The organism is Arthrobacter sp. ISL-72 (assembly GCF_018613755.1).
Lineage (GTDB): Bacteria > Actinomycetota > Actinomycetes > Actinomycetales > Micrococcaceae > Arthrobacter.
On record NZ_JAGGPP010000014.1, the window covers coordinates 96,445 to 119,707 of the forward strand.

Annotated in this window: 16 protein-coding genes and 2 pseudogenes; 10 read left to right on the forward strand and 8 right to left on the reverse strand. The window is 65.6% G+C overall.

Going from position 1 to position 23,263, the window contains the following annotated elements:
• Positions 1-161: 161 nt before the first annotated feature.
• From J7I92_RS14240 to J7I92_RS14250, 3 genes are read right to left on the reverse strand one after another with little or no spacing between them, the layout of a single operon-like run.
• Positions 162-1,310, reverse strand: a complete 1,149-nt coding sequence (locus J7I92_RS14240) for a Xaa-Pro peptidase family protein (RefSeq protein WP_251039930.1) — start codon at positions 1,308-1,310, stop codon at positions 162-164.
• Complete coding sequence (locus J7I92_RS14245) at positions 1,307-3,460, reverse strand: DUF6807 family protein (protein ID WP_214841472.1); 2,154 nt, start codon at positions 3,458-3,460, stop codon at positions 1,307-1,309. The genes J7I92_RS14240 and J7I92_RS14245 overlap by 4 nt, the downstream gene beginning before the upstream one ends.
• Complete coding sequence (locus J7I92_RS14250) at positions 3,457-4,608, reverse strand: acetylesterase (protein ID WP_251039931.1); 1,152 nt, start codon at positions 4,606-4,608, stop codon at positions 3,457-3,459. Before J7I92_RS14250 ends, J7I92_RS14245 begins: the two co-directional genes overlap by 4 nt.
• A gap of 332 nt (positions 4,609-4,940) precedes the next feature.
• Between J7I92_RS14250 and J7I92_RS14255 the strand changes: the two genes are divergently transcribed.
• From J7I92_RS14255 to J7I92_RS14265, 3 genes are all read left to right on the forward strand, one after another.
• Positions 4,941-5,885: a carbohydrate ABC transporter permease gene (locus J7I92_RS14255; RefSeq protein ID WP_214841474.1), complete on the forward strand. Its 945-nt coding sequence runs from the start codon at positions 4,941-4,943 to the stop codon at positions 5,883-5,885.
• On the forward strand, positions 5,878-6,831 hold the full coding sequence (locus J7I92_RS14260) for a carbohydrate ABC transporter permease (protein ID WP_214841476.1): 954 nt from the start codon (positions 5,878-5,880) through the stop codon (positions 6,829-6,831). Before J7I92_RS14255 ends, J7I92_RS14260 begins: the two co-directional genes overlap by 8 nt.
• 321 nt (positions 6,832-7,152) lie before the next feature.
• Complete coding sequence (locus J7I92_RS14265) at positions 7,153-8,514, forward strand: ABC transporter substrate-binding protein (RefSeq protein ID WP_214841477.1); 1,362 nt, start codon at positions 7,153-7,155, stop codon at positions 8,512-8,514.
• A gap of 211 nt (positions 8,515-8,725) precedes the next feature.
• Here the strand turns inward: J7I92_RS14265 and J7I92_RS14270 are convergent, their stop codons facing one another.
• Both J7I92_RS14270 and J7I92_RS14275 read right to left on the reverse strand, forming a co-directional pair.
• Positions 8,726-10,408 (reverse strand): HNH endonuclease signature motif containing protein, encoded by a 1,683-nt coding sequence (locus tag J7I92_RS14270; protein WP_214841478.1) that lies wholly within the window; start codon positions 10,406-10,408, stop codon positions 8,726-8,728.
• A 73-nt stretch (positions 10,409-10,481) separates the two neighbouring features.
• Complete coding sequence (locus J7I92_RS14275) at positions 10,482-12,554, reverse strand: beta-galactosidase (protein ID WP_214841480.1); 2,073 nt, start codon at positions 12,552-12,554, stop codon at positions 10,482-10,484.
• Positions 12,555-12,733: 179 nt separating this feature from the next.
• On the opposite strand from J7I92_RS14275, the gene J7I92_RS14280 reads away from it, so the two are divergent.
• The 5 genes and pseudogenes from J7I92_RS14280 to J7I92_RS14300 all read left to right on the forward strand — a co-directional run bounded on the left by J7I92_RS14280 (position 12,734) and on the right by J7I92_RS14300 (position 17,946).
• On the forward strand, positions 12,734-14,017 hold the full coding sequence (locus J7I92_RS14280) for an ABC transporter substrate-binding protein (protein WP_214841482.1): 1,284 nt from the start codon (positions 12,734-12,736) through the stop codon (positions 14,015-14,017).
• Positions 14,018-14,065: 48 nt separating this feature from the next.
• The gene (locus tag J7I92_RS14285; RefSeq protein WP_214841484.1) at positions 14,066-15,016 is read left to right on the forward strand and encodes a carbohydrate ABC transporter permease; all 951 of its coding nucleotides are present in this window, start codon (positions 14,066-14,068) and stop codon (positions 15,014-15,016) included.
• Positions 15,013-15,930 carry a carbohydrate ABC transporter permease gene (locus tag J7I92_RS14290; protein ID WP_214841486.1) on the forward strand — a complete coding sequence of 306 codons (918 nt, stop codon included), beginning with the start codon at positions 15,013-15,015 and terminating at the stop codon, positions 15,928-15,930. Before J7I92_RS14285 ends, J7I92_RS14290 begins: the two co-directional genes overlap by 4 nt.
• 12 nt (positions 15,931-15,942) lie before the next feature.
• On the forward strand, positions 15,943-16,572 hold the full coding sequence (locus J7I92_RS14295; protein WP_214841488.1) for a Poxvirus protein I5: 630 nt from the start codon (positions 15,943-15,945) through the stop codon (positions 16,570-16,572).
• A gap of 79 nt (positions 16,573-16,651) precedes the next feature.
• Positions 16,652-17,946 (forward strand): annotated as a pseudogene (locus tag J7I92_RS14300) (MFS transporter).
• A 108-nt stretch (positions 17,947-18,054) separates the two neighbouring features.
• Here the strand turns inward: J7I92_RS14300 and J7I92_RS14305 are convergent.
• The 3 genes from J7I92_RS14305 to J7I92_RS14315 all read right to left on the reverse strand — a co-directional run bounded on the left by J7I92_RS14305 (position 18,055) and on the right by J7I92_RS14315 (position 21,975).
• A complete protein-coding gene (locus J7I92_RS14305; RefSeq protein ID WP_214841490.1) occupies positions 18,055-20,157 on the reverse strand; it encodes a DUF6807 family protein in 2,103 nt (700 codons plus the stop codon).
• A 183-nt stretch (positions 20,158-20,340) separates the two neighbouring features.
• Positions 20,341-20,817, reverse strand: a complete 477-nt coding sequence (locus J7I92_RS14310; protein ID WP_214841491.1) for an iron chaperone — start codon at positions 20,815-20,817, stop codon at positions 20,341-20,343.
• A 132-nt stretch (positions 20,818-20,949) separates the two neighbouring features.
• On the reverse strand, positions 20,950-21,975 hold the full coding sequence (locus tag J7I92_RS14315) for a LacI family DNA-binding transcriptional regulator (protein ID WP_214841492.1): 1,026 nt from the start codon (positions 21,973-21,975) through the stop codon (positions 20,950-20,952).
• 222 nt (positions 21,976-22,197) lie between these two features.
• Here J7I92_RS14315 and J7I92_RS14320 point away from each other — a divergent pair, with 222 nt between their 5' ends.
• Together J7I92_RS14320 and J7I92_RS14325 are read left to right on the forward strand one after the other, a co-directional pair.
• Positions 22,198-22,542, forward strand: coding sequence for an L-rhamnose mutarotase (locus tag J7I92_RS14320; protein WP_214841493.1), 345 nt, complete (start codon positions 22,198-22,200; stop codon positions 22,540-22,542).
• A gap of 93 nt (positions 22,543-22,635) precedes the next feature.
• Positions 22,636-23,263, forward strand: a pseudogene (locus tag J7I92_RS14325) (rhamnose isomerase); the annotation flags it as partial.

Consider the following 23,263-nt stretch of genomic DNA (forward strand, 5'->3'; position numbering starts at 1 on the left):
CACGAAAAGTTCTCGGCGGATCCCACCCGGAAGAGGCGTACCGGTCTATACCAGTGACGTCTTGTTGCGGAGGATGTTTGGGCTTCCGGCCGCCCTGTGCTGTCGGCGGGCAGGGCGGCTAGGAAGGCTCCCGCTCTCCCCGAGTGCTCATAAACCGCACGCTACAGTTCCAGCGTCAGCGGCCGTGCGATGCCGTTCACTGTGGCGGCGGGCCAGCGCGGATCCACGCTGAGGACACTGATCCCGGCTTCCGTGAGCTGGACGGTGTCTTCGATCTTTACGCCGGGGCCTGTCGGGTTCCAGGTGAAGGTTTGGTTGAGGACCGCCGTATCGTCCGTCGCGGGAGTGGCCCGGGGATCCCTGCCAGCGTATCCGGCAGGTCCGCCCTGGTGGTGCAGCGTCCACTGGTCCGCGCCGAAGCCGTGCCGGAAGTAGGCTTCCTGGATTTCGGCGAAGATGCCGGCAAGGCGGGCGCCGGGAACCGTGGCGTCAAAGATATCCGCCTCCACCGCGGCAATCCGCGCTTCCGCGTCGAGCTCGGCGGGGGTCCCGGCGCCGAACCGTACCCACCGCGTCACATTGGCCACCAGCCCGCTGCGCCGCGCGCACACCACCGCCATGGCCCGCCGGCCAATGGGCGCGTGGGTGGGCAGCGGATGCCGGAACCCGCTGCGGCTGGAGCCGTTGCAAAGGAGCACCAGCGGCTCGGCCCCCATTGCCACGATCCGTGCGGCCAGGGCGGAGGCCACTCCGAACTCGGTGGTTTCCGGGGTTGCCTGGGAAAGGACATCGGTCATGGCGGCAGCCGCGTCGGCGCACAGCCGGGCGTACCGCGCGCTTTCGCCCGGAAGGAACTGTTGCCGTGCGGTCCGCAGTTCTGCTGCGACCTCGGCCTCTGCCAAGGGCTCGCCGCCGCGAGCCAGCAGGGCAGCGGAGGCGTGCAGCTGTCCGTGCCAGGGGACCGTGTGGAGGGCGACGCCGTCGGGCAGTTCCTCCGCCTTAATCCGGGCCGCCTCGTTGTTGAAGGTGACCAGGTGGTCGCCGTCGCGGTCAACCAGCATGGCGGCGATGGGGTCGCCGGCGAGGCTGATGTGCACGCGGCTCCCGTCCAGGTACCACGTGAGGGCCGTGTTGGTGGTGAGCAGGAGCGCGTCCCGGCCGGCGGCATCCAGGATGTCCAGGACGCGCTGCCGTTTGACTGCACGGTCGGCGGGGTTCCCTGGCGCGGTTCCGTTGATTTCCTGGATAACGGGCGTGCGCACGGCCGATGCGGCGCCCGAAGCGTCAAGTTCATGCTGGGTGGTGTTCATGTGGATTCCCCCAAGGTGGTGATGAGTTGTTGGATATCGCTTGTGGCCAGGAGGCCGTCAGCAACAAGGACGGTGACGCTTCGGTGAAGCGGTTTGTCGTGGCTGGCTGTTGCTGCCTTTTCCCACGCCAGGGAAAGTCCGACGCCGGGATACCCCGCCATGCGGACGAACCAGGGGTCGCCGGGCTGCTGGGGCAACGGCCCGGGCAGGAAGACGAGGGTGGCGGGATCGCCGTCGGGCTCTTTGTCACTGACCGTGCCGGCGCCCCTGAACATGCCTGACCACGCCAACCAGGGGGCCGCCTGGGAGGGAACGGCGCCGTGAACGGCGTCCTCCCCGTTGGCTGTGGCGGTCCAGGCAGTGGCCCCGTCCACGGCGGGAAGGCGCCAGAAGAACCCTCCATAACCGCCCTGAGGCCGGCCGTTTGAGCCGGGACTGCCCAAGGCGACCGGGTCGGGGCCGGATGGCGTGAGCTCGAAGTCGAGCGTGAGCCGCCAGGCGGAGGCGGTGACGGCGGCCCAGGTCCACGTCCGCCGTTCGCTCAGCAGCGGAATGCCGCCGGGTGCCACCCAGCTCAGGGTTTCGGTCCGTGACCCGCCGCCCTGACCGGCCTCATTCGCGGTGTCCGCGGTGTCCGCGGTGTCCGCGGCAACCGTGACGATCCGGCCGTGATCCTTCCGCCAGAGGTAGGCGCCGGCGTCGCGGGTGTAGGTGCGGCCGCCCCAGAAGTTGACGCCGTTGACATCCTGGATGGCCACTCCCGCGCCGAGGTGCCACACGTGATCGTCCGGCAGGTGCTCGGTGACCATGGTGCCGGCCAGGGTTCTGACCGGGTGGAGGTAGGGACGTGGCGACGACGTGGGTGGGATCCGGCTGCCGTCAGAGGGGACTGCCACGACCTTCCCGTTCACCTCAAATGACGACTCCCCGGGCGCGGGCAGTTCGCGGGCCCAAGGGACCCCGAGTTCCGCGAATGTTGCCTGCGCCGCGGCCGCCCTGCGCACCAGGGGACCGATGCCATGCACCACGGGATGGGCGTCGTCCCCTTCGCCGTCCCACCTCACATGTTGCGGGGTGATTGCGCGGGGCTGCTCCGCCGTCCGGATGGCTTCCAGCACCTTCATGAAGGCGCCGTTGCCGGCCAGCGGACTCAGCAGTTTGCGTGCCACCCCCTCGGGGGAGCGGCGCACCGCCAGGAGGTCTTCGAGCAGATCGGTGCGGCCGAACATCTCGGTGCGCTCGCAGTCGGGCCCTGTGATGGTCAGCCGGTCCTCCGTGTAAAAGAACTCGGCAGCACCGAGAGTGCCGTGAACGGTGACCGACGGGGCGGTTTGTTCCTCGGCGCATAGCGTGAGGGCGCACAGCAGGACGGCGCCGCCGGCGGTGCGCACGCGGATCACCGACGTGTCGTCGCTTTCGGTGGCATGGGCCCGGTACAAATCCGTTTCCACGGACACGACGTCGCTGGCGAGCGCCGCGCCGGCGATTCGGAGCCCGGTGGCCACGGCGTGCGCCAAAGCGTTGGTGGCGACGCCGTCCACCACGTCCGTGCCGTCCAGGCTGCGTTTCCCTGCCCAGCGAGAGCGGTTGAAATAGCCCCTGGTGCGAACCCACGTACCCACGGCGCTGACACCGCGGACCTCACCGATTCCGCCCGACGCCACGAGCCGGTCCAGGGCCGGCAGGGCATGGGAGCCGAGGCTCTGGAATCCCACCTGCACCAGACGGCCGCCCGCCCCGGCCGCGGTGAGGACGGCGTCGAACTGGGCGAGGGATGCCATGGGCGGCTTCTCCACGTAGACATCAGCGCCGGCGGCGATCGCGGCGAGGGCCAGCGGCGCATGGGTCTGGATCGGGGTGGCCAGGATGACGACGTCGGGAGCCGGCCCCGCCGCCAGAAGGTCTGCCAAGGACTGGAACGTGGCTACGCCGTCAGGCAGCGTGCCCTTCGCCGGCGGGCGGGGGTCCGCCACGGACACCAGTTCCACGAGGTTAAGCGCACCAAGGCGGGCCAGGTTGTCCAGGTGGCGGGCCCCGTAGCCGTGGGCGCCGACCAGGGCGACGCGCGGCGGCGGGCCGGCCACCGGGTGTTCGTGGCGGTCCGGCCGGACCGTCGCCGCAGGCGAAGCGGTGGAGGAAATGGGGGTCATGTCCGTCCGTCCTGACGTTTCTGGGAAGTGGGATGCCGGGCCTGGGAATCGCGGAGGAAGCCTGCGGCTTCCTCCTGCATGTCCGTGGTGAAGGTGTGTCCGCCCGGCCAGAAGCTTCCGGTGTAGCGGCCGGAGGGATGGTGCGCGGCCAGGATGGCGTGGGCGTCGCGCGTCCCGTCCTCCGGGAACAGCTCGTCTTCCAGCGCGTACTGCACCAGGAGACGGTCTGCAGTGGAACGTGCAGCCAGGTCGGGAAATTCGCCCAGCCGCGGCAGGCCTGGAGTCTGCAGCAGCCAGGAGTGGGCGTCCAGGTAGGCCGGCACCAGTGAGCGGTACGCGGTCATCATGCAGGCGACCACGACACTGCGGATGAGCGGGCTGAGCCCGGCCAGCATCAGTGACCGGCCGCCTCCTCCGGAGAAACCGATGCTTCCCAGCCGGCCGGCGTCCACCCCCGGAAGAAGTGCGAGGACGTTCAGGGCCGCGAGGTCGTCGTGAGCGACCATCCCCGCGAAGCTTGTCCCCAGGAGGCCGGCCGCTTTCGCCACCGTATCCTCGTGCGCTGCCGCGGCAGCGTCGTATTCTTCCGTCTCGGAAGGCACGACGCCGGCCTCCCGCCACAGTGCCCGGCGACCCTCGACGGCGGCGGCCGTTCGCCACGGGGCAGCGCCGAGTTCAAAGCGCCGGCCGCCCCACGAGAAGGCGTCGTGCGCCAGGACGGCGAAGCCCTGTGCTGCGAGCCAGGTGGCAAAGGCACGCCCGCCGTAGAACTTCTGCTGGAGGGAGAGGCTCCCATCCACCAGGCGGTCTGCACCGCCCGACTTGATGCCGCCATGGCAATGCAGTGCCAGTACTCCCGGCAAGGGGCCGGCGGCGCCGGCGGGACGCAGGTACCAGCCCCGGGTGCGGGGACCGAAGCCCAACTGCCAGCTGACCCGTGAAGTAGTGACGCCGTCGTGCGTTACCTGCGACTCAAGCAGCACGTCCGGCGCGGCCGGGACGGCAGGAACGCCCAAGGCGTCTGCCAGTTCCTGGCCCGGGCAAGTGTCCGCCAGGTGCCGCGGATACGAGCGCAGGTACGAGGGCCAGTCTTCGTAGCCGCCAATGGCGCTGGGACGCAGCTCGGTGTCCATGCTGGCTGCATTCATCGGCTCGGCCTGCCGGGTGCAAACATCGTTGTCCTGCCTCTCGCGGGTGCTCTGATCCGGATCCGCCGAATGTCAGAAAACGCTTTCTCAAAAATTAGCAAAAGGCTGTACACCGGTCAAGAAAGCGTTTACTTTGGTACAAAGCCGCAGTTGGCCCCCTCACTCCGGAGGCCGAAGAAGCGGGTGGCGTCCGATCTCGTTTGGGGCCACCCGGGATGAGGGCTAAGCATCACCAGCACGCCGTGGAAGGCCACGATGACCAAAGGAGACCACATGGCCGCACAGCATTACCCGGGGACGCCCGAAGGCGCCCGCCAGCCGAGGGGAAGGCAATGAGCGCTATCAGCGAACTGTCGTCCATGAGCCGGCGCACAGGGCCGGCCACGGCCGAGGAGAAACGGGCCAACCGCCGTGACAATAAAGCGGCCTATATCTTCCTGCTGCCTTGGCTGATCGGTCTCGTGGCCATCACCGTGGGCCCCATGATCATGTCCCTGTACCTGTCCTTTACGGACTACAACCTGCTGCAGCCGCCGGAGTGGGTGGGGCTGGACAACTTCACGCGCATGCTCGGCGACGCCCGGCTCCACAACTCGCTCCGGGTGACCTTCACCTACGTGCTGGTGGGGGTTCCCCTGCAGCTGGCCGTTGCGCTGCTGATCGCACTGGTTCTGGACAAGGGCCTTCGGGGGCTGCCGTTCTACCGGTCCATCTTCTACTTGCCGTCCCTTCTTGGCGGCTCGGTGGCCGTGGCCATCCTGTGGAAGCAGATTTTCGGAACCTCAGGCCTGGTCAACCAGGTGCTGGCCATGTTCGGAATTACCGGGCCGGGCTGGATCTCCGACCCGTCCACCTCGCTCGGATCCATTATCCTGCTCCACGTATGGACCTTCGGCAGCCCCATGATCATCTTCCTCGCTGGCCTTCGCCAGATCCCGAACATGTACTACGAGGCAGCCGAGGTTGACGGAGCCAGTACCTTGCAGAAGTTCTGGCGGATCACGCTGCCGATGCTCAGCCCGATCATCTTCTTCAACCTGGTGCTGCAGATCATCGGCTCCTTCCAGTCGTTCACCCAGGCGTTCATCGTCTCGGGAGGCAACGGCGGACCGTCCGACTCCACGATGTTCTTCACGCTTTACCTCTACCAAAAGGGATTCGGCCAGTTCGACATGGGGTACGCCTCCGCGATGGCCTGGTTCCTGCTGGTGATCATCGGCGCTTTTACGGCCATCAACTTCATCGCTTCAAAGTATTGGGTGTTCTACGATGACTGAACTACAGACCTTGCCGGCTACGGAGAAACAGCCCCCTTCCGGAGGAAAAACGCGGGCGAACAGCCCTCAGGGCGGCGGCAGGAAGCGCGAATCCCGCGGATCGCTTGCCTTTAGCCGCAACGCTCGGATCAAGGCCCTGGCCAAGCACGCCGTCCTGATCATCACCGGCGGCATCATGATCTACCCGCTGCTGTGGATGGTGGTCTCATCGCTTCGGCCGAACGACATGATCTTCCGCGAACCCGGCCTCTGGCTGAACAGCCTGGAGATGGGCAATTACACCGACGGCTGGTCCGCCCTTACTCACCCCTTCGGGCACTATATGCTCAACTCCGCAGTGGTGGTGATCGGCTCCATCCTGGGCAACCTGATTTCGTGCTCGATGGCTGCCTACGCCTTCGCCCGGCTGCAGTTCAGCGGCAAGAAACTGTTCTTCGGCGTCATGCTGCTGACCATCATGCTGCCGTTCCACGTGATTATCGTTCCGCAATACATCCTGTTCTCGCAGATCGGCTGGGTGAACACGTTCTGGCCGCTGATTGTGCCGAAGCTCCTGGCGACGGATGCGTTCTTCGTGTTCCTCATGGTGCAGTTCATCCGCGGCATTCCCAAGGAGCTGGATGAGGCCGCCCGGATCGACGGCGCCGGCCATCCGCGCATCTTCCTGCGGGTCATCCTCCCGCTGATGGTTCCGGCCCTGGCCACCACTACGATCTTCACGTTTATCTGGACATGGAACGACTTCTTCGGCGCCCTGATCTACCTGACGGATCCCGAGATGTTCACCGTGCCGGTTGCTCTGCGCGCCTTCGTGGATTCCCAGTCCGCCACGAGCTGGGGCTCGCTCTTCGCGATGTCCATCGTGTCGCTGCTGCCGGTGTTCCTGGTGTTCCTGTTCGGCCAGCGCTTCCTCATCAAGGGGATCGCGACGACGGGTATCAAGTAAGACGGGTATCCAGTGTTGCGGGGCGGCGGCTGTTTTTGGCCCGGTTGTTTGGACCGGGTCCTTCCCACCCTCGCGCTGGGTGCGCGTACGGCGCTGATTGCGCGGCGGTTGTGCCTCATCAGTACTTTTGGGGGTGGATGAGTGTTCGCTCCCATCCACCCCTGGCGCTCTGAACACAGTCAGGAATTGGCGTCGCCAGCGTCTTGTATTACAAGTATGTTGCTTGTATTCTCAGTTGTGGGAAAGCGCTTTCTCAACTTTCAGCCTTATCCGTTTTCGAACTCAAACACCTTTCAGGATCAAAGAAGATCGGAGAATCCAGTGCCGCTATTTTCCCGCCCTGCCTCAGACGCCAGCCTTGGCGCAGCAGAGGCAAAAACCGCCAAAGCCGGGTGGAGGCTGCGCCGAACCGGCGCCGTCGCCGCAGCTGCCGCCGTCGTCCTGGCTCTCAGTGCCTGTGGCGGGGGAGCCGCTCCGCAGAGTGCCGACGGCAAAGTTGAGCTCCGTTTCTCATGGTGGGGAGGGGACAAGCGGGCACAGTTGACCCAGGCCGCGATTGCTGCCTTCGAGGCCGAGAACCCGAACATCAAGATCAAGCCCGAGTTCGGTGACTGGAGCGGCTACTGGGACAAGCTTGCCACCCAGGTGGCAGCGAACGACGCTCCGGACATCATCCAGATGGACGAAAAGTACATCACTGAGTATTCCAGCCGCGGCGCCTTGCTGGACCTGTCCAAGTACGACATCGACACGTCCAAGCTTGATGAAGCCGCCCTCAACGCCGGCAAGAACGAAGACGGCCTGACCGGCATCGCAGCCGGCATCAACGCGGCCACCATCCTGGCCAACCCGGCTGTCTTCAAGGCCGCCGGTGTTGAACTTCCGGACGACAGCACCTGGACCTGGGAAGACTTCGAACGGATCGCCGCCGAGGTCACCGCGAAGTCGCCGAAGGGCACGTACGGTGCGGCTGCCTACGGCACGGACGAAGCTTCCCTTGGTGTCTGGCTGCGGCAGAACGGCAAGTCGCTGTACACCGACGACGGGAAGCTCGGCTTCGAGCCGGGCGACATTGCTGAGTGGTGGGCGTTCCTGAAGGAGCTCAGCGAGAAGAAGGCCGTGCCTTCAGCGTCCGAGGTGGTTGAGGCCGAGGCGGCACCGCTTGACCAGAGTGGCCTGGCGACGGGCAAGAACGGACTTGCCTTCTGGTGGTCCAACCAGCTGCCGGCCCTCGAGAAGGCTGCCGGCGGAGAGCTGCAGGTCCTGCGGTTCCCATCCAAGACCGGTAGCGCGGCCGATGCCAACCTTTGGTACAAGGCGTCCCAGTTCTGGTCCGCGTCTTCACGCACCAAGCATCCGGAAGAAACGGCCAAGTTCATCAACTTCCTGGCCAACAACACCAAGGCCGGTGAAGCGCTTTTGGCCGACCGGGGCGTGTACCCCAACTCGGACGTCCGGGCGGCAATTGAAACAAAGCTGACCCCTGCCGACATCAAGGTGGTCAAGTTCATTGACCAGATCAAGGATGAGCTGGGCGAGGCTCCGGCTCCGCCGCCGAAGGGTTCCGGCGCCATCCAGGAAATCGTCAAGCGGTACACCTCGGAAGTTCTCTTCGATCGGCTGTCCACCGAGGAAGCCGGCAAGAAGGCAGTTGATGAAATGAAGTCGGCAATCAGCAGCTAGGCGAGAGCATTTCGGTCGCTGTAGTGGCCTGCGGAAGGTGCCTCCATCTGATCCCGGAGGTTGGATGGGGGCACTTCTGCATGCAGGGCGGCAGGACGCCACTAGGGACGGGTTGAGGCCGCGTCGTCGTGCTTTTGCGCAGGGTGATGGTTTCGGTCAATGCCGAGAGCACCGTTTCGACTGTGCCTCACTGCTTGTTTTTGGGCGTTCGTCAGCATCTGAAGTATCTGTTTCGTTGTGGTTTTTGGCGCGGGTCGATGTGGGGCGGCGGGATGAACCACGGGATGCCGGTTTTGACTTGGATGGTCCACTGTTCTTTGTGGATGAGGTGGTGGTGATGGGAGCAGAGCAGCGTGCCGTTCTCGGTGCTGGTGGCGCCATTGTGTGACCAGTAGGTGATGTGGTGGGCTTCGCACCAGGGGGCGGGGATGGTGCAGGCGGGGAAGGCGCAGCCCTGGTCTCGGGCGGTGATGGCTTTGCGGATGTGCGGCGGGAAGACCCTGGTGGTGCGGCCGATGTCCAGGACGCGGCCTTCGCTGCCGAGCAGGACCGGGATGATGTCTGCGTCGCAGGCGATTTTACGGACCGTGGCGGCGGTGACCGGGCCGGTGAACGTGAACGTTCCGGTGCCGGGAATGCCAGGGTTGTCGAGGGGGCCGGTGCCGCTTTGATCTTCGGTGGCGTGTTCGAGGTGGTTCAGGAGGTCGCGGTAATCGATGGTGGCCATGACCTGCGGGCGGAGTCCTCCCGCGGCCGGGAGTTTTCCGCTGGCCAGGGCCGCTTTGCAGCCGTTGACGAGGCCGTCGAGGCGCCGCTGCGGGAGGGTGCGCAGGTCCAGCTCCGGATCAGGTGTCCCGGCACCGTCCTTGAAGGATTCATCCAGGCTCGCCGGCTCCCTGCCGCCAGCGCCGCCAGCGTTGTTCACACCGGCTTCGCCGGGGCGGGTGCGGGGGTTGGTGGCGGTGTTCATGACGGTCAGGAGGTGTTCGTACTGGTCCGGGGTCGCGAAGATCTCCACATGATGCAGACCGCGGCGGGCCCGGCAGATGAACGCACCCTGCCGGTGGCGGAGTTCCTCCTCGGACGGTTCGGTCCCGTCCTGGTCGATCGCGTCGATCCAGCGGCGGGCCATGCGGGAGAGGAAGTCCGCGTGGTCCTCGGCCGCGGTGCTGACCAGGGCGTGCTCCATCAGGACAGTGGTTTCCTCCGGCGCGTGGTGCCGGACCTGGTCCAACGCGAGGGTGATGATCGTCGCGGCCCGGGAACCGACGGTCCCGGCGGCGAGGGCGCAACCGAGCTCGGGCCGTTCCGGGGGCTCTTCGTGGCCGGTGAAACCGGTGCGGGGCAGTACCGCCCCGGCGAGGGCGATCCGCCGCCGGGCCTCACCGGCGCTGATCCGCAGCCGGGAGCGCAGGACTTCGGCGGCGTTCCGGCACCCGTCATCCGCCGGGTTTGGCGCCGATGAGGCCTGCGCCGTGGACCCCAGCACCGGGCACGCCGATGTGGCGGGGTCCACCGTTTCCGCCTCTGTGCCCCAGCCCGTGGTCCAGCCGGCCGCCGCAGCTGAACTGCCCGCCGCCACCGCCTGACGACGGGTCCGGTCCACAGCCCCGGCCGCGACCACCTGCAGGAACTCCAAAGATCTGGAAGTCTCCTCCACCCCCGCGGCGAAATCAACAGCCTCACGGAAACCGAACAGCGCAGCGTCCGCCACCGCCGTCGAACCCGCGTTCCTCAGCAGCTCAAGGCACCGGAACAGAACACCGGAACCACCGTCGGACGCCAAAACCGACGGGCGAACATCTGCAGAGACACGGCGCAAGCCGTGGGCAGCGGCAGGCGATCCTGCCCACGGCAACGTCCCTCCTGCTGCAAGTTCCCCCATGACTTCCATGGGATAACTCTGTCAAAGGGGTACGACATTTAAGGCCGGCCGCCACCCGCCCCAGGACCCAACTCACCCCAGGTCAGTCCTCCGCAATCACCGCAACTCCGCTGGCAGGAACAGTGCCCGTGAATGGTTTGCCGGTAAGAAGTTCACGGCCTGCCACCCGCACCGTGGCGTCGGCCCGGGAGTGGTTGATGGCGAACACGAAGCTGGCACCGTCGGCGGTCCGCCGGCGCGTCAGTTCGACGCCGGGGTCCGCCACAGCCACGGCGGAAACTCCCGACTCAGCAAGCAGCCGGTCCACCAGCGCTTCGATGCCGTTCCTGTCGGGGAAAGTCGCCAGATACAAGGCTGAACCGGCTCCCACCGAGCGGCGGGTCAGGGCAGGCACACCGTCGAGAGGGTACTCAGTGAACGTCGCGAGGACTTCTGCCGAAGCCCCGCCGCCGGAGGCCTCAACAGCGGCCCCGCTGGCCTCGCCAACAGCAGCCCCCGAAACATGTACATGCTCGCTCCACACGGACCCCGCCCCGCCGTCGCTGAGCTTGACGGTCCCGCCGGCCAGCAGCGGATGGAACTCCTCCACGCTGATGCCCAGCAGGTCACGGAATGCGCCGGGATATCCGCCAAGCCGGATGTGGTCCTGTTCGTCGACGATCCCGCTGAAGTAGCTCACCAGCACCGTGGCCCCCGCCTGCGCAGCCGAAGCAATGTTGGCCGCGGCGGCGTCGGTGACGCTGTACAGCGTGCACACCAGCACCAGGTCGTAGCCCTCCAGTGACGCGGAAGGGTGCACGAAATCAGTCGAGATCCCGCGCAGGAACAGCGACCGGTGGAAGGCCCGCAGCAGGTCCAGGTATTTCACGTCCTCGCTGGGGTGCGAATCGAGCTCGCTGGCCCACCAGGCCTCGTAATCGAACACAATGGCCACCCGCGCTTCAACCAGTGACCCCCGCACTTGCCCGATCCGCTGAAGCGAAGCACCCAGCTCCACTACCTCACGCCAGACTCGGGTTTCGCGCCCGCCGTGGGGGACCATCGCGGAGTGGAATTTCTCCGAGCCGGCAAAGCTCTGCCGCCACTGGAAAAACATCACGGCGTCCGCGCCGCGGGCAACGTGCGCCAGGGAGTTGCGCAGCATTTCGCCCGGCATCTTGGGCTGGTTGCGCGGCTGCCAGTTCACTGCCGACGTCGAATGTTCCATCAGGATCCACGGGTCACCGCCGGCAACGCCGCGCGTCAGGTCCGCGCTGAACGCGAGTTCGATGTGCCGCTCGGGGTCGGCTGCGACGAGGTAGTGGTCGTTTGCGATCACGTCCAGGTCCTTGGCCCAGTCGAAGTAGTCCATGGACTTGGTGGCACTGGAAACCATGAGATTGGTGGTGGCGGGCACTCCCGGCGTGACTTCGCGCAGCACCCCAAGCAGCGACCGGTAGTAGTCCATCAGCGCCCACGAATTGAAGCGCTGAAAGTCCAGCTGCTGCCCGGGGTTCAGGGTGGAGGGGGCGACGGCGGGCGGCAGGATCTCCTCGAAGGACGCGTAATGCTGGGACCAGAATGCCGTTCCCCACGAAGCATTCAGCGCCTCAATAGTCCCGTAGCGGCCCTCAAGCCAGCGGCGGAATGCGGCTGCATCCTCGTCGCCGTAGAACTCGGAAACGTGGCAGCCGAGTTCGTTGTCCACGTGCCACAACGCAAGGGCAGGATGGTCCTTGTAGCGCTCGGCCAGCACCCGTGTGATGCCGGTGGCGTAACGCCGGTAAACGGCCGACGACGGCGTGTAGTGCCGCCGGGAGCCCGGTCCCAGTACGGTTCCGTCAGCTGTGACCGGGAGGATTTCCGGGTGCTTGCGCACGAGCCAGGCCGGGGGAGCGGCGGTGGCGGTCGCGAGGGCCACTTTGATTCCGGCCCCTGCGAGGTTGTCCATGACCTCGTCCAGCCAGGCGAAGTCATATTCGCCCTCGGACGGTTCAAGCAATGCCCAGGAGAAGATGCCCACACTGAGGAAGGTGACGCCGGCTTCCTTCATCAGTTCCAGGTCTTCCATCCGGGTGTCGGCGGGCCACTGTTCGGGGTTGTAGTCACCTCCGTAGGCAAGGCCTTCGAGGCTGTTCCACACGGCCGGGGGAGCGGATGGTTCCTGGGGTGACATGAGACTCCTTCGTCGATTCCGGGGCTAATGCAGCAAGTAAAGCAGCGGTTTGGAAAACGCTTGCCCAAATCTGTGAATGACGATATTGTATCGTTTCAGAAGCGCGTGTAAGCCAGATCACTACTCTCGTTGTAGAGAATCACAGGAATCGCGCTTACACAACGAGCAAGGAGGCTCTTATGATCAGCAGAAGGAATTTCCTCACCACCGTGGCACTGGGTACCGCGTCCGCCGCTGCGCTGGCAGCCTGCGGGCAGTCCGCCCCGGCGCAGACGGGCTCTGCGGAGAACCCCGTCACCATCAACTACACCTGGTGGGGCAACGATGACCGCGCCGAGCGCACCCGCAAGGCCATCGCCCTGTTCGAGTCGAAGAACCCGGATATCAAGGTCAACGGCAACTTCACCGACTTCGCCGGCTACTGGCAGAAGCGAGCCACGGAGGCAGCCGGCGGCGGCCTGCCCGACGTGATGCAGTGGGACCTTTCCTACCTGCGGGACTACGGGCAGCGCAACCAGCTCATGGACCTTGGCGCGCTCAAGATCGACACCTCCGGTTTGGAGAAGTCCCTGCTGCCTTCCGGCCAGATCAGGGGCAAGACCTACGGCATCCCCACCAGCACCAACGCCTTCGCCGTATACTACGATCCGGCCAAGCTCAAGAGCCTCGGCGTGGCCGAGCCTGACGGCAACTGGACCTATGACGAATACAAGACCTGGCTCAAGGAGGTCGGCGCTAAGGGCAACGGCACCCTCTTCGGCTCCACCGACTTCACCGGTATCTGGTGGCAGTTCAATATCTGGCTGCGCCAAAAGAACATCGAAGCCTTCACAGAGGACGGCAAGCTCGGCTTCAACAAGGATGACCTGAAGACCTGGTGGAACATGGCGTCGGACCTGCGCGGCACACCGGCCATTGTCTCCGAGGAACGTGTCACCCAGCTCGCCCCCAAGTCCCCGTTCGGATCCAACGTCACCGTCGCGGAAAATACCTGGGACAACTTCATGGCCGGCTACCTCGCGGACAGCGGTGCCAAGGAGCTTAAGGTCGTCCCTGTTCCTTCCGACGATCCGGACAACCTGGGCCTGTTCCTGAAGCCGTCGATGCTCATGGTGGCCAGCGCCAAGACCAAGTTCAAGGATGCCTCCGCCCGCTTCATCGACTTCATGATCAACGATCCCGAGGTGGGCCAGATCTTCAAGACCTCCCGCGGCGTTCCGGCGTCGAAGAAGCAGCGCGACGGAACCACCTTTGAAGGCACCGACAAGGTTGTTGTGGACTACGAGAAGTCCATCGAGAAGTACCTTAAGGATGCCCCTGAGCCGCCCATCGTCGGTTTCGGCACCCTGGAAGCATCGTTCAAGCGCATCGGCTCGGACCTCAATTACGGCAAGCTGACTGTCGATTCCGCGGCCGACGCCTGGTTCAAGGAAGCCGAAGACCTCATCAAGCAGAACGCCTGATCAGGCAGACTCGCCGGATTAAGCCTTCACAACTGACGGAATGAACTCGTGACTCAAAGCCCAACCCTGACCAGGCGTCCGACGTCGTCCGCTCCCGTGCTGCGTAAATCAAAGCAGCGCGGGGCGGATGCCCGCGCCGGCTACACCTTCCTACTGCCGTGGCTGCTGGGATTCATCGCACTGACCGTGGGCCCGATGATTTCCTCGCTCTACCTGTCCTTCACCAACTACAACCTGTTCGAAGCGCCCAAGTGGATCGGCCTGGACAACTACACCACGCTGTTCCAGGACGAGAGGTTCCTGCAGTCCGTCGGCGTGACCCTCAGCTATGTGGTGTTCGGTACGCCGCTGAAGCTCGCCGCCGCTCTGGCCGTCGCCATGCTGCTCAACAGCAAGCGCAAGGGCCAGGGCTTCTACCGCTCCGCGTTCTACGCTCCGTCCCTGATCGGCGCCAGCGTCTCCATCGCCATCGTCTGGAAGGCGATGTTCGGCGACTCCGGTCCGGTGGACCAGGGCCTGTCCTTCTTCGGGATCAACCTGGGCGGCTGGGTGGGCAACCCCTCCATGACCATGCCGATGATGATCCTGCTGACCGTCTGGCAGTTCGGTGCTCCCATGGTGATCTTCCTGGCAGGCCTGAAGCAGATCCCCGCCGACCTGTACGAGGCCGCTTCCATGGACGGCGCCGGCCCCGTCCGTAAGTTCTTCAACATCACCTGGCCCATGCTTTCCCCGGTGATCTTCTTCAACCTGCTGATGGAAACCATCCACGCGTTCCAGATCTTCGCCTCGGCCTACATCATCTCCAACGGTGAAGGCGGCCCGGCAGGCTCCACCCTCTTCTACACGCTTTACCTGTACCTGCGCGGTTTCAGCGATTTCCGGATGGGCTACGCCTCGGCGATGGCCTGGCTCCTGGTGATCGTGGTCGGCATCATCACGCTGATCTTCTTCCGCACGTCCAAGTCCTGGGTCCACTACAGCGGTGATTCGAAATGACAACGATGGCAACGCCCACCAAGCCCGCAGCAGAAGCTCCGGCACCCGTCTACAACCCGAAGTCCGAGTCGGCAGGGGCCAAGCGCGCCAAGAGCGTTATTTTCCACATCGTGGCGCTGGCCCTCACGGCAGTGGTCCTCTACCCGGCCCTTTGGATGGTCGCCTCATCCTTCAAGCCCAATGCTGAAATCGGCGGCACCAACACCTCGCTGTGGTCCAACAACTTCAGCTTCGACAACTTCGTCACGGCGATGGACGGGATCGGCGGGGTGTCCACCCTGCAGTTCTTCACCAACTCCCTGGTCCTGGCAGTCGGCGCCGTGGTCGGCACCATCCTGTCGGCCAGCGTCTCGGCCTACGCCTTCGCACGGATCAAGTTCCCGGGCCGCAGCATGTTCTTCGGCATGATGATCGCCACCCTGCTGCTGCCGTTCCACGTGGTGATCATTCCGCAGTACATCATCTTCCAGCAGCTTGGCCTGGTGGACACCTACGTCCCGCTGCTGATCGGCAAGTTCCTGGCCGCAGACGCGTTCTTCGTGTTCCTGATGGTCCAGTTCATGCGGAACCTGCCGGCCGAGCTGGACGAGGCCGCCCGCATTGACGGCGCAGGCCACGTCCGGATCTTCGGTTCGATCATGCTGCCGCTGATGAAGCCGGCGCTCATCTCGACGTCCATCTTCTCCTTCATCTGGAGCTGGAACGACTTCCTGGGACCCCTGCTCTACCTGAACACGCCAGAGAAGTACCCGCTGCCGCTGGCGCTGCGCCTCTTCGTGGACCAGACCCAGAGCTCGGACTACGGAGCCATGATCGCCATGTCCGTCCTGGCACTCCTGCCGGTGCTGGTGTTCTTCCTGGTCTTCCAGCGCTACATTGTCGAAGGCGTCTCCACCCAGGGCCTGAAGGGCTGACGGAGGCAGGAAATGAGCATCATGGACAGCACCACACCCGCGGCAGGCCGCGACGACCGGATCCCGGTAAACCGCTTCGCCCTGTTTTCCGAGACCCTGCTGACCGGAGTGCTGGTGCTGGTGCTGTCCATTCCGCTGGTCACCATCCCCGCCGCCTATGCCGCGGGGATTGCCCACCTTGAACGCCACCTCTCCGGCCGGGACGACTCCATCCGTGCCCTTTGGGGCACGTTCCGCACTGCCCTGTCAGGCAGCTGGAAGCTGGGAATCACGACGGCGGCAGCCGGCGTCGTGATTGTCCTGAACCTCCTGCTCACCATGGTGGGGCAGCTGCCGGGCCAGGCAGTGGTCCTGCCGGCCACGCTGGTCCTTGCGGCGGCGGGCGCCGTCCTGCTGTTGCGCACCACCGCGGCCTGGTCCGATTTTGCCGGCGCAAGGCCGGACGCAAAGAACGCCTGGCGCTCCGCTCTCCGGAGTGCGCAGAACCTCTCGCTGCGCGACTGGACCGGATCCCTCCTCCTCGCCGCCGCGCTCTTCGCCGCCGTCGTATTCGTCTGGATGCTGGCCGCCCTCTTTGTTGTAGTGCCCGGAACGCTGATCCTGGCCTCGGCCGCGGTCAAGATGCGGTCCGCCCGAGGATAGCTCCGGCCAGTTCCACCCCGTGCCGCATACCAGCGGCAACCACTGTCCCCGCAGGTCCACCTACCGAGTTGAGCCAGACGTGTCTTCCGACCGCCCGCAGTCCGCTGAGTCCCTCCAACCCGCCGACAGTCCGCTGCGCTGGTACCACCCGCTGGCCGCGCGCAACTACCGCCTCTTCGTAGCCATCCAGTTCGCCGGGAGCACGGCATCTGGATGCAGCGGCTCGCCCAGGACTGGCTGGTCCTCCAGCTGACTGGCAGCCCCGCAGCCGTGGGCGTAGCTGTGGCGCTTCAGTTCCTGCCCATGCTGGTGGTGGGTCCGCTGAGCGGCATCCTGGTGGACCTGTACCCCAAACGCCGCATCCTCCTCATCTGCCAGTCCGTCACGGCCCTCCTGGCCCTGACCCTCGCGGTCCTCGATGCCGGCGGCGGGATCACCGTCTGGGCCGTGTATGCGTGCTGTGTTGCCCTCGGCATTACGTCCGCAGTGGACGGCCCGGCCCGCCAGGTGTTCGTCAACGAGGTGGTGGGGGATGCCGCCCTGCGTCCCGCGATCGGGCTGAACAGCGCGGTCGGCCAGCTTGGCGCGATGGCGGGCCCTGCCCTCGGAGGCGTGCTGATCGCCAGGGCAGGTTCTGCGGCCGCCTTCGCCGCGAACGCGCTGGTATGCCTGGCGGTGCTGGGCCTGATCGCGGCCATCCGCACGTCGCAGCTTCATGCCAGCGAACCGCCGCTGCGCGGCCGGGGGCAGGTCCTCGCCGGTTTCCGCTATGTCCGAAACAGGCCGTCCCTCCTGCTGGTGATGCTGCTTGCCGGGTTGCTGGGTGCTTTCGGCATGAACGGACCGGTGGTGCTTGCGGCCTTCGCGAAAGACATCTGGCATAGCGGCGCGGCCGGCTTTGGCATGTTCAACACCTTCAGTGCGGCCGGCGCGCTGGCCGGGGCGCTCCTGGCAGCACGGCTCAGGACGCTGGGGCGCCGGGGGATTGTGGCGAGTGCGGGGCTGTTCGGGCTGACCCAGCTGGTTGCTGCTTTGATGCCAACGCAGGAATTGTTCGTAGCCATGCTGGTTCCGGTGGGCGTGATGACGCTCCTTTTCCTGACCGGCGCCGCCACCACCGTCCAGCTGGAGGCGGGTGCGGAGGTCCGCGGACGTGTCCTGGCCCTTTACCTGCCGCTGCTGCTGGGCGGGCATGCCCTTGGCGGGCTGCTGGCCGGCTGGCTCACGGAAGAGTTCGGCGTCCGCACCGGGCTGGTGGTTACCGGGGCGCTCGGAATGCTGTCCGCTGCGGTCATCGGGCTGCTGCTGTGGCTGAACGCCCGCCGCCCCGGCCCGGACGCCCGCCGCCCCGGCACGGAGTTTTTGTCCAGATAACGCGACCAAAACGTCGATAAAGTCCCTCTATCTGGACAAAAACTCCTAGGGTGGGGCAGCGCTGCAGGGTCAGCGTTCGGGGGCGGTGTCAGCGTTCGGGGGGTGGGGTCAGGGTGCGGCGGTCAAGGCAACCAAGGCGGCAGCTTCCGTTGGCGTCAGCCTGCCGTCCGCGATCCATACCGAGAACGAACGCGTCACGGTTTGCCTCGCGGCGAGTTCCACCTGCCGCTCCCAAGCAAGGGCGGAGCCAACTCCGGGGTAACCCGACAGCCGGACGAACCAGGGATCAGGGGCTTCGGCGGGGGCGGCGAACACCAGGGTCGCGGGGCCCTCGGCAAAGTCGGCCGTCCACGCCAGCCACGGGGCCGCGGAACCGTGGACGTCGGCTTCACCGCGCTGCTCCGCCGTGAAGACTTCAGCTGCGGAGCAGGCCGGCAGCCGCCAGAAGAATCCACCATAGCCGCTTCCGGCAGCGCCGTTCGAGCCCGGACCGCCAAGGGAGGCGTCGACGACGGCGGTCAGTTCAGTGGCCACGTCCAGCCGCCAGGTGTTGGCGTCCACGCGGCTGGCGCCGGTGACGCGGCGCTCGCGGAGGAGTTCACTCCCGTCCGGTGCCTGCCAGCTAAGTTCCTGCTGCAGGACGTCATCATTTGCTGTCCCGGACTCCAGGATTGCGTCGAGCTGCACGATCCTGCCGTGGTCCGGCCTCTCTTCGTAGCGGCCGGCGGCGCGGGTGTAGGTCTTGCCGCCCCAGAAGTTGACGCCGTTGACGTCCTGCAGGGCAATGCCTGCGCCGAGGTGCCAGGGATGGTCAGCCGGCAGGTGGTCGGTGACCGTGACGCGACCGAGCGTGCGCACGGGGTGCAGATAGGGCCGGGGTGAGAGCCTTGCTGCGACGGCGTCGCCCTTCTGCACCGTGGCCACAGTCGTGGCATGGTTGGGCGCGCCGGGGGCCGCGCCGCCGTCGTGCCCGCCCCGAACGGTGAGCGACTGCCTCTCCGCGTGATCGGCGGCAGGCCGTGCCCACGGCAGGCCAAGCTCGCTGAACGTGGCGTGTGCCGCCGTCGCGCGTTCCAGGGCGTCCTCGATTCCGGTGATCACCGCGTGGGCGGACTCGCCGTCGCCCACCCAGTCGATGTACTCGCTGGCAATAAGTGCCGGCGCGTCGGCAGTGCGGATGGCTTCGAGCACACGCATGAAGGCGCCGCTGTCGGCAAGCGGGCTGATCAGGGCGGCGTCCTGCGGCAGGGTGTCTCCAGTGCGCCGCCGGCGGAGGTAGTCCAGCAGGTTCTCGGTGAGATCGTCCCGGCCGAAGACCTCGCGGCGCTCGCCGGCGGCGGTCGTGACAGTGAGTCGGTCCTCCGTGTAGTGGAACACCGCGGTGCCTTCGCTGCCCTGCAGGGTGATGTACGGTTCCACGGATTCGGTGGCGCACAGCGTAAGGGCGCAGGTGATGGGCAGGCCGGAGTCCGTGCGGACGCGGATGACGGACGTGTCATCGGATTCGATCTCGTTGGCGCGGTAGAGGTCGGTTTCCACGGAGGCGAGATCATCCCCGGCCCGGGCGCCGGCGATCCTCAGGGCAGTGGCGATGGCATGGGCCAGCGGGTTGGTAGCTACTCCGTCCACGACGTCGACTCCGTCCAGGCTGCGCTTCCCGGCCCAGCGGGAGCGCTTGTAGTAGGCGCGGTCACGTACCCAGCGGCCGGTGGCCGAGATTCCCAGGAGAGTGCCGATTTCCCCGGCGGCAAGCAGCTCCTCGATGGCCTGAAGTGCACGGGAACCGAGGCTCTGGAAGCCGATCTGGACGCTGCGGCCCGCGGCCGCGGCCGCGTCCTGCAGCCGGTGGAAGTCCGCCAGGGAAGCGACCGGAGGTTTTTCCAGGTACAGGTCGGCGTGGGGGAGCGCAGCGAGGGCCAGCGGCGCGTGCGTCTGGATGGGGGTGGCCACTATGACGAGGTCGAGGTCCGGCGTTGCTGCGAGGAGTTCGTCGAGGTTGCCGAACACCGCGGTTTCGGCCGGGAGCGCCCTCGGAGCGGGAGGATTAGGGTCGGCCACTGCCACCAACGTGACAGCCCCGCCGGCCTGCAGCCGCTCGAGGTTGCGGAGGTGGTGCGTTCCGAAGCCGTGGACCCCAACGAGCGCCACCCTGGCAGCTGCAGTAGTGGGAAGTTTGTGTTCTTCCGGGACGGGTTCGGACAAGATGCCCATGGCTCTCCTCTTCTGTCCCCGGGACGGGGTGTTGACGTCGGTGTCGTTCCCGGAAAGTGCCAGGTGAGTCCGGCGGCAGTGTCAGCCAGGCAGGCAGGTGGTGTGCCTACCGGGCCTGCGGCAAACGCTTTCCAGAATGTTTCTTCCAGCAGTCTAACCCGATTCGGCGAGAAATGTAACGATTCAATCGGGGTTTTCAGCCGCCGCCTTCTTCAACAGTTCGCTGATCCTTGCCTCATCCGCTGGGGTCAGCGTCGTGAGCGCGAAGGCGGTCGGCCACATCGTTCCGTCGTCAAGCGCTGCTACGTCGTTGAAGCCGAACGTTGAGTAGCGTGTCTTGAACTTGTGGGAGCTTTGGAAGAAGCAGAGCACCTTGCCGTCCTTGGCATAAGCGGGCATCCCGTACCAGGTTTTCGGCGACAGCTCCGGCGCGACGGCCTTGATGATGGCGTGGAGGCGCTCAGCGATGGCACGATCCGAATCCGGCATCTCGGCGATCTTCGCGAGCACATCTCTTTCGCCGTCGGCCTTGGCGCTACGCGCTCCGCGCTTCGAGGCCGCCTTGAGCTCCTGGGCTCGTTCCTTCATGGCAGCACGTTCGCCGTCGTCGAATCCGTCGTACGTTTTGGGCTTTGTGGTGGAATTTTCCGTGTCCGACAAGGCGGGCTCCATTCATGGCGGCAATCTCATGGGAATCACCATAATCCTAGGGAGCAGTAGCGGCGGCTTCTTCAAAACTGCTTGATGGCGCAGCTGCCGCCGAAGGCCGGGGCCGAGGTCCGCGGCCCATCCCTAGCCGGCAGTGCTCTGCCGCACCACCAGCTCCGGAGTGAAGATCACTGCGCGGTGCTGCGGGCGGGCCGAAACGGCTGCCATGGCATCCACTTCGTCGGCCAGCAACTCAATGGCCGTCCGCCCCAGCGCCTCGGTGGGCTGCCGGATGGAGGACAACGGTACGACGGCCGAGACGGCGAAGTCGATATCGTCATAGCCGATCAGGGCGATGTCCTCGGGAATACGCAGCCTGTGCATCATGGTGAGGGACTGCATCATGCCAAGGGCCAGCAGGTCGTTGGCACAGAACACGCCGTCGGGCAGGTCATCGGCGCTCCGGCGGACCAGCTGGTTACCCACGTCCCGGCCGGCCAGGACCGTCTGCCCGGAAGAATCCAAGACCTCCAGGGAAGCTTCCCGAACTTCGGCGACGGCACGTTGCGCCCCCTGGAGGCGGTCCGCCACCTGGCGTATCGACGTCGGGCCTCCCACGTAAGCCAGCCGACGGCGGCCTATGTCCAGCAGATGCCGCGCCGCAAGGTAACCTCCGGCGTCGTCGTCGACGGAGACGGAACTGTACTTCGACTCGTCGGCGAGCCGGTCCACCAGGACGGTGGGCACGCCGCGTTCGCGCAGCAGGTCAAGGCGGTCCGTGACATCGCCGACCGGCGAAATGAGCAGTCCCTGGACCCGCTGCTCCTGGAAAAGGTCGATGTAGTTCGATTCACGGCTGGCGTCGTGCCCGCTGTCGCCGAGCAGGACGGCGCTTCCCTGCAGGGCTGCTGCGTCCTCGGCGGCGCGGACCACGGAGGTGAAGAAGGGGTTGCCGACGTCGAGCACAATCAGGCCGATGGTGCGGCTGTGTCCGGCGCGGAGTTGGCGGGCCGCGTCGTTGCGGACAAAGCCGAGCTCGTCAATAGCCTGCAGGACGCGGTCCTTGGTCCGCTGTGAAACGCGGTCCGGGTAGTTCAGGACATTGGAAACCGTTCCCACCGCAACGCGGGCATGGTTTGCAACATCCTTGATGCTGGCCGAACGTGACATGTTTCTCCGAACTCCTTCATGCGGGCGGTGCATTCAGCTGTCTCCAAACGTGCCCCTGCAGCTGTCGTTGCTCAGCACGCCTTCGCTGGTCAGGCAGCGGGCTGTAGCCCGACCAGGGTTTTTATGCACCGACAAGTTGCTTGACACCTGCTCGACTCCAAGAGTACTTTGAATCGTAACAATGAAACGATTCAAGGAATCGGAAATTCAGGAGAGTCGCTGATGAGGGTGTGTTTTCGATCCTCAGTCCAACCCGGGCTGATTGATGAGTACAGGCGCCGGCACGCCGCCGTCTGGCCGGAGATGCTGCGCGCGCTTAAGGAGGCAGGCTGGCACAACTATTCACTCTTCCTCGGCGGGGACGGGCTGCTGGTGGGCTACGTGGAATGCGACGACTTCGACGCCGTGCGGGCACGGATGGCGCTCACCGAGGTCAACGCCCGCTGGCAGACGGAGATGGCGACTCTCTTCGAAGACACAGAGCAGCGCCCGGACACAGGATTCGTCGCGCTCGAGGAAATCTTCAACCTGGAGGACCAGCTGGCTGCGGCCAACGCGGCGGACTAGCAGCGTCACCGGATGCGGCACGCACGACAGAGGCATGGCTGACGGGAGTCGGCGACAACAGACAGACTCACTACGAGAGACCGGAAAGAACCAATGAATGACGTAGCAACGGCGCTGGGCAGGCTTTCGGAGCTTGCGATTGAGGTCCCTTCGTGGGCGTATGGCAACTCGGGCACCCGGTTCAGGGTGTTTGGCACGCCGGGCACTCCGCGGACGGTGCAGGAGAAGCTGGCGGACGCGGCCAAGGTCCATGAGCTCACGGGCCTGGCGCCGACGGTGGCGCTGCATATTCCGTGGGACAAGGTCGATGACTACGCCGTGTTGCGGGAGTACGCGGCGGGGTTGGGCGTGGGGTTGGGGACAATCAACTCGAACACGTTCCAGGATGACGAGTACAAGTTCGGGTCCCTGACCTCGTCCAACGAGTCGGTCCGGCGCCGGGCGGTTGATCATCACCTGGACTGCATCGGGATCATGCACGCCACGGGATCCAAGGATCTGAAGATCTGGCTCGCGGACGGCACGAACTACCCGGGCCAGGACGATATGCGGGGACGCCAGGACCGCCTGGCCGAGTCGCTGCAGGAGATCTACGCCGCCCTGGGCGGGGACCAGCGCCTGGTGCTGGAGTACAAGTTCTTCGAACCGGCTTTCTACCACACTGATGTTCCGGACTGGGGCACTTCCTATGCGCAGACGCTGGCCCTGGGCGAGAAGGCAT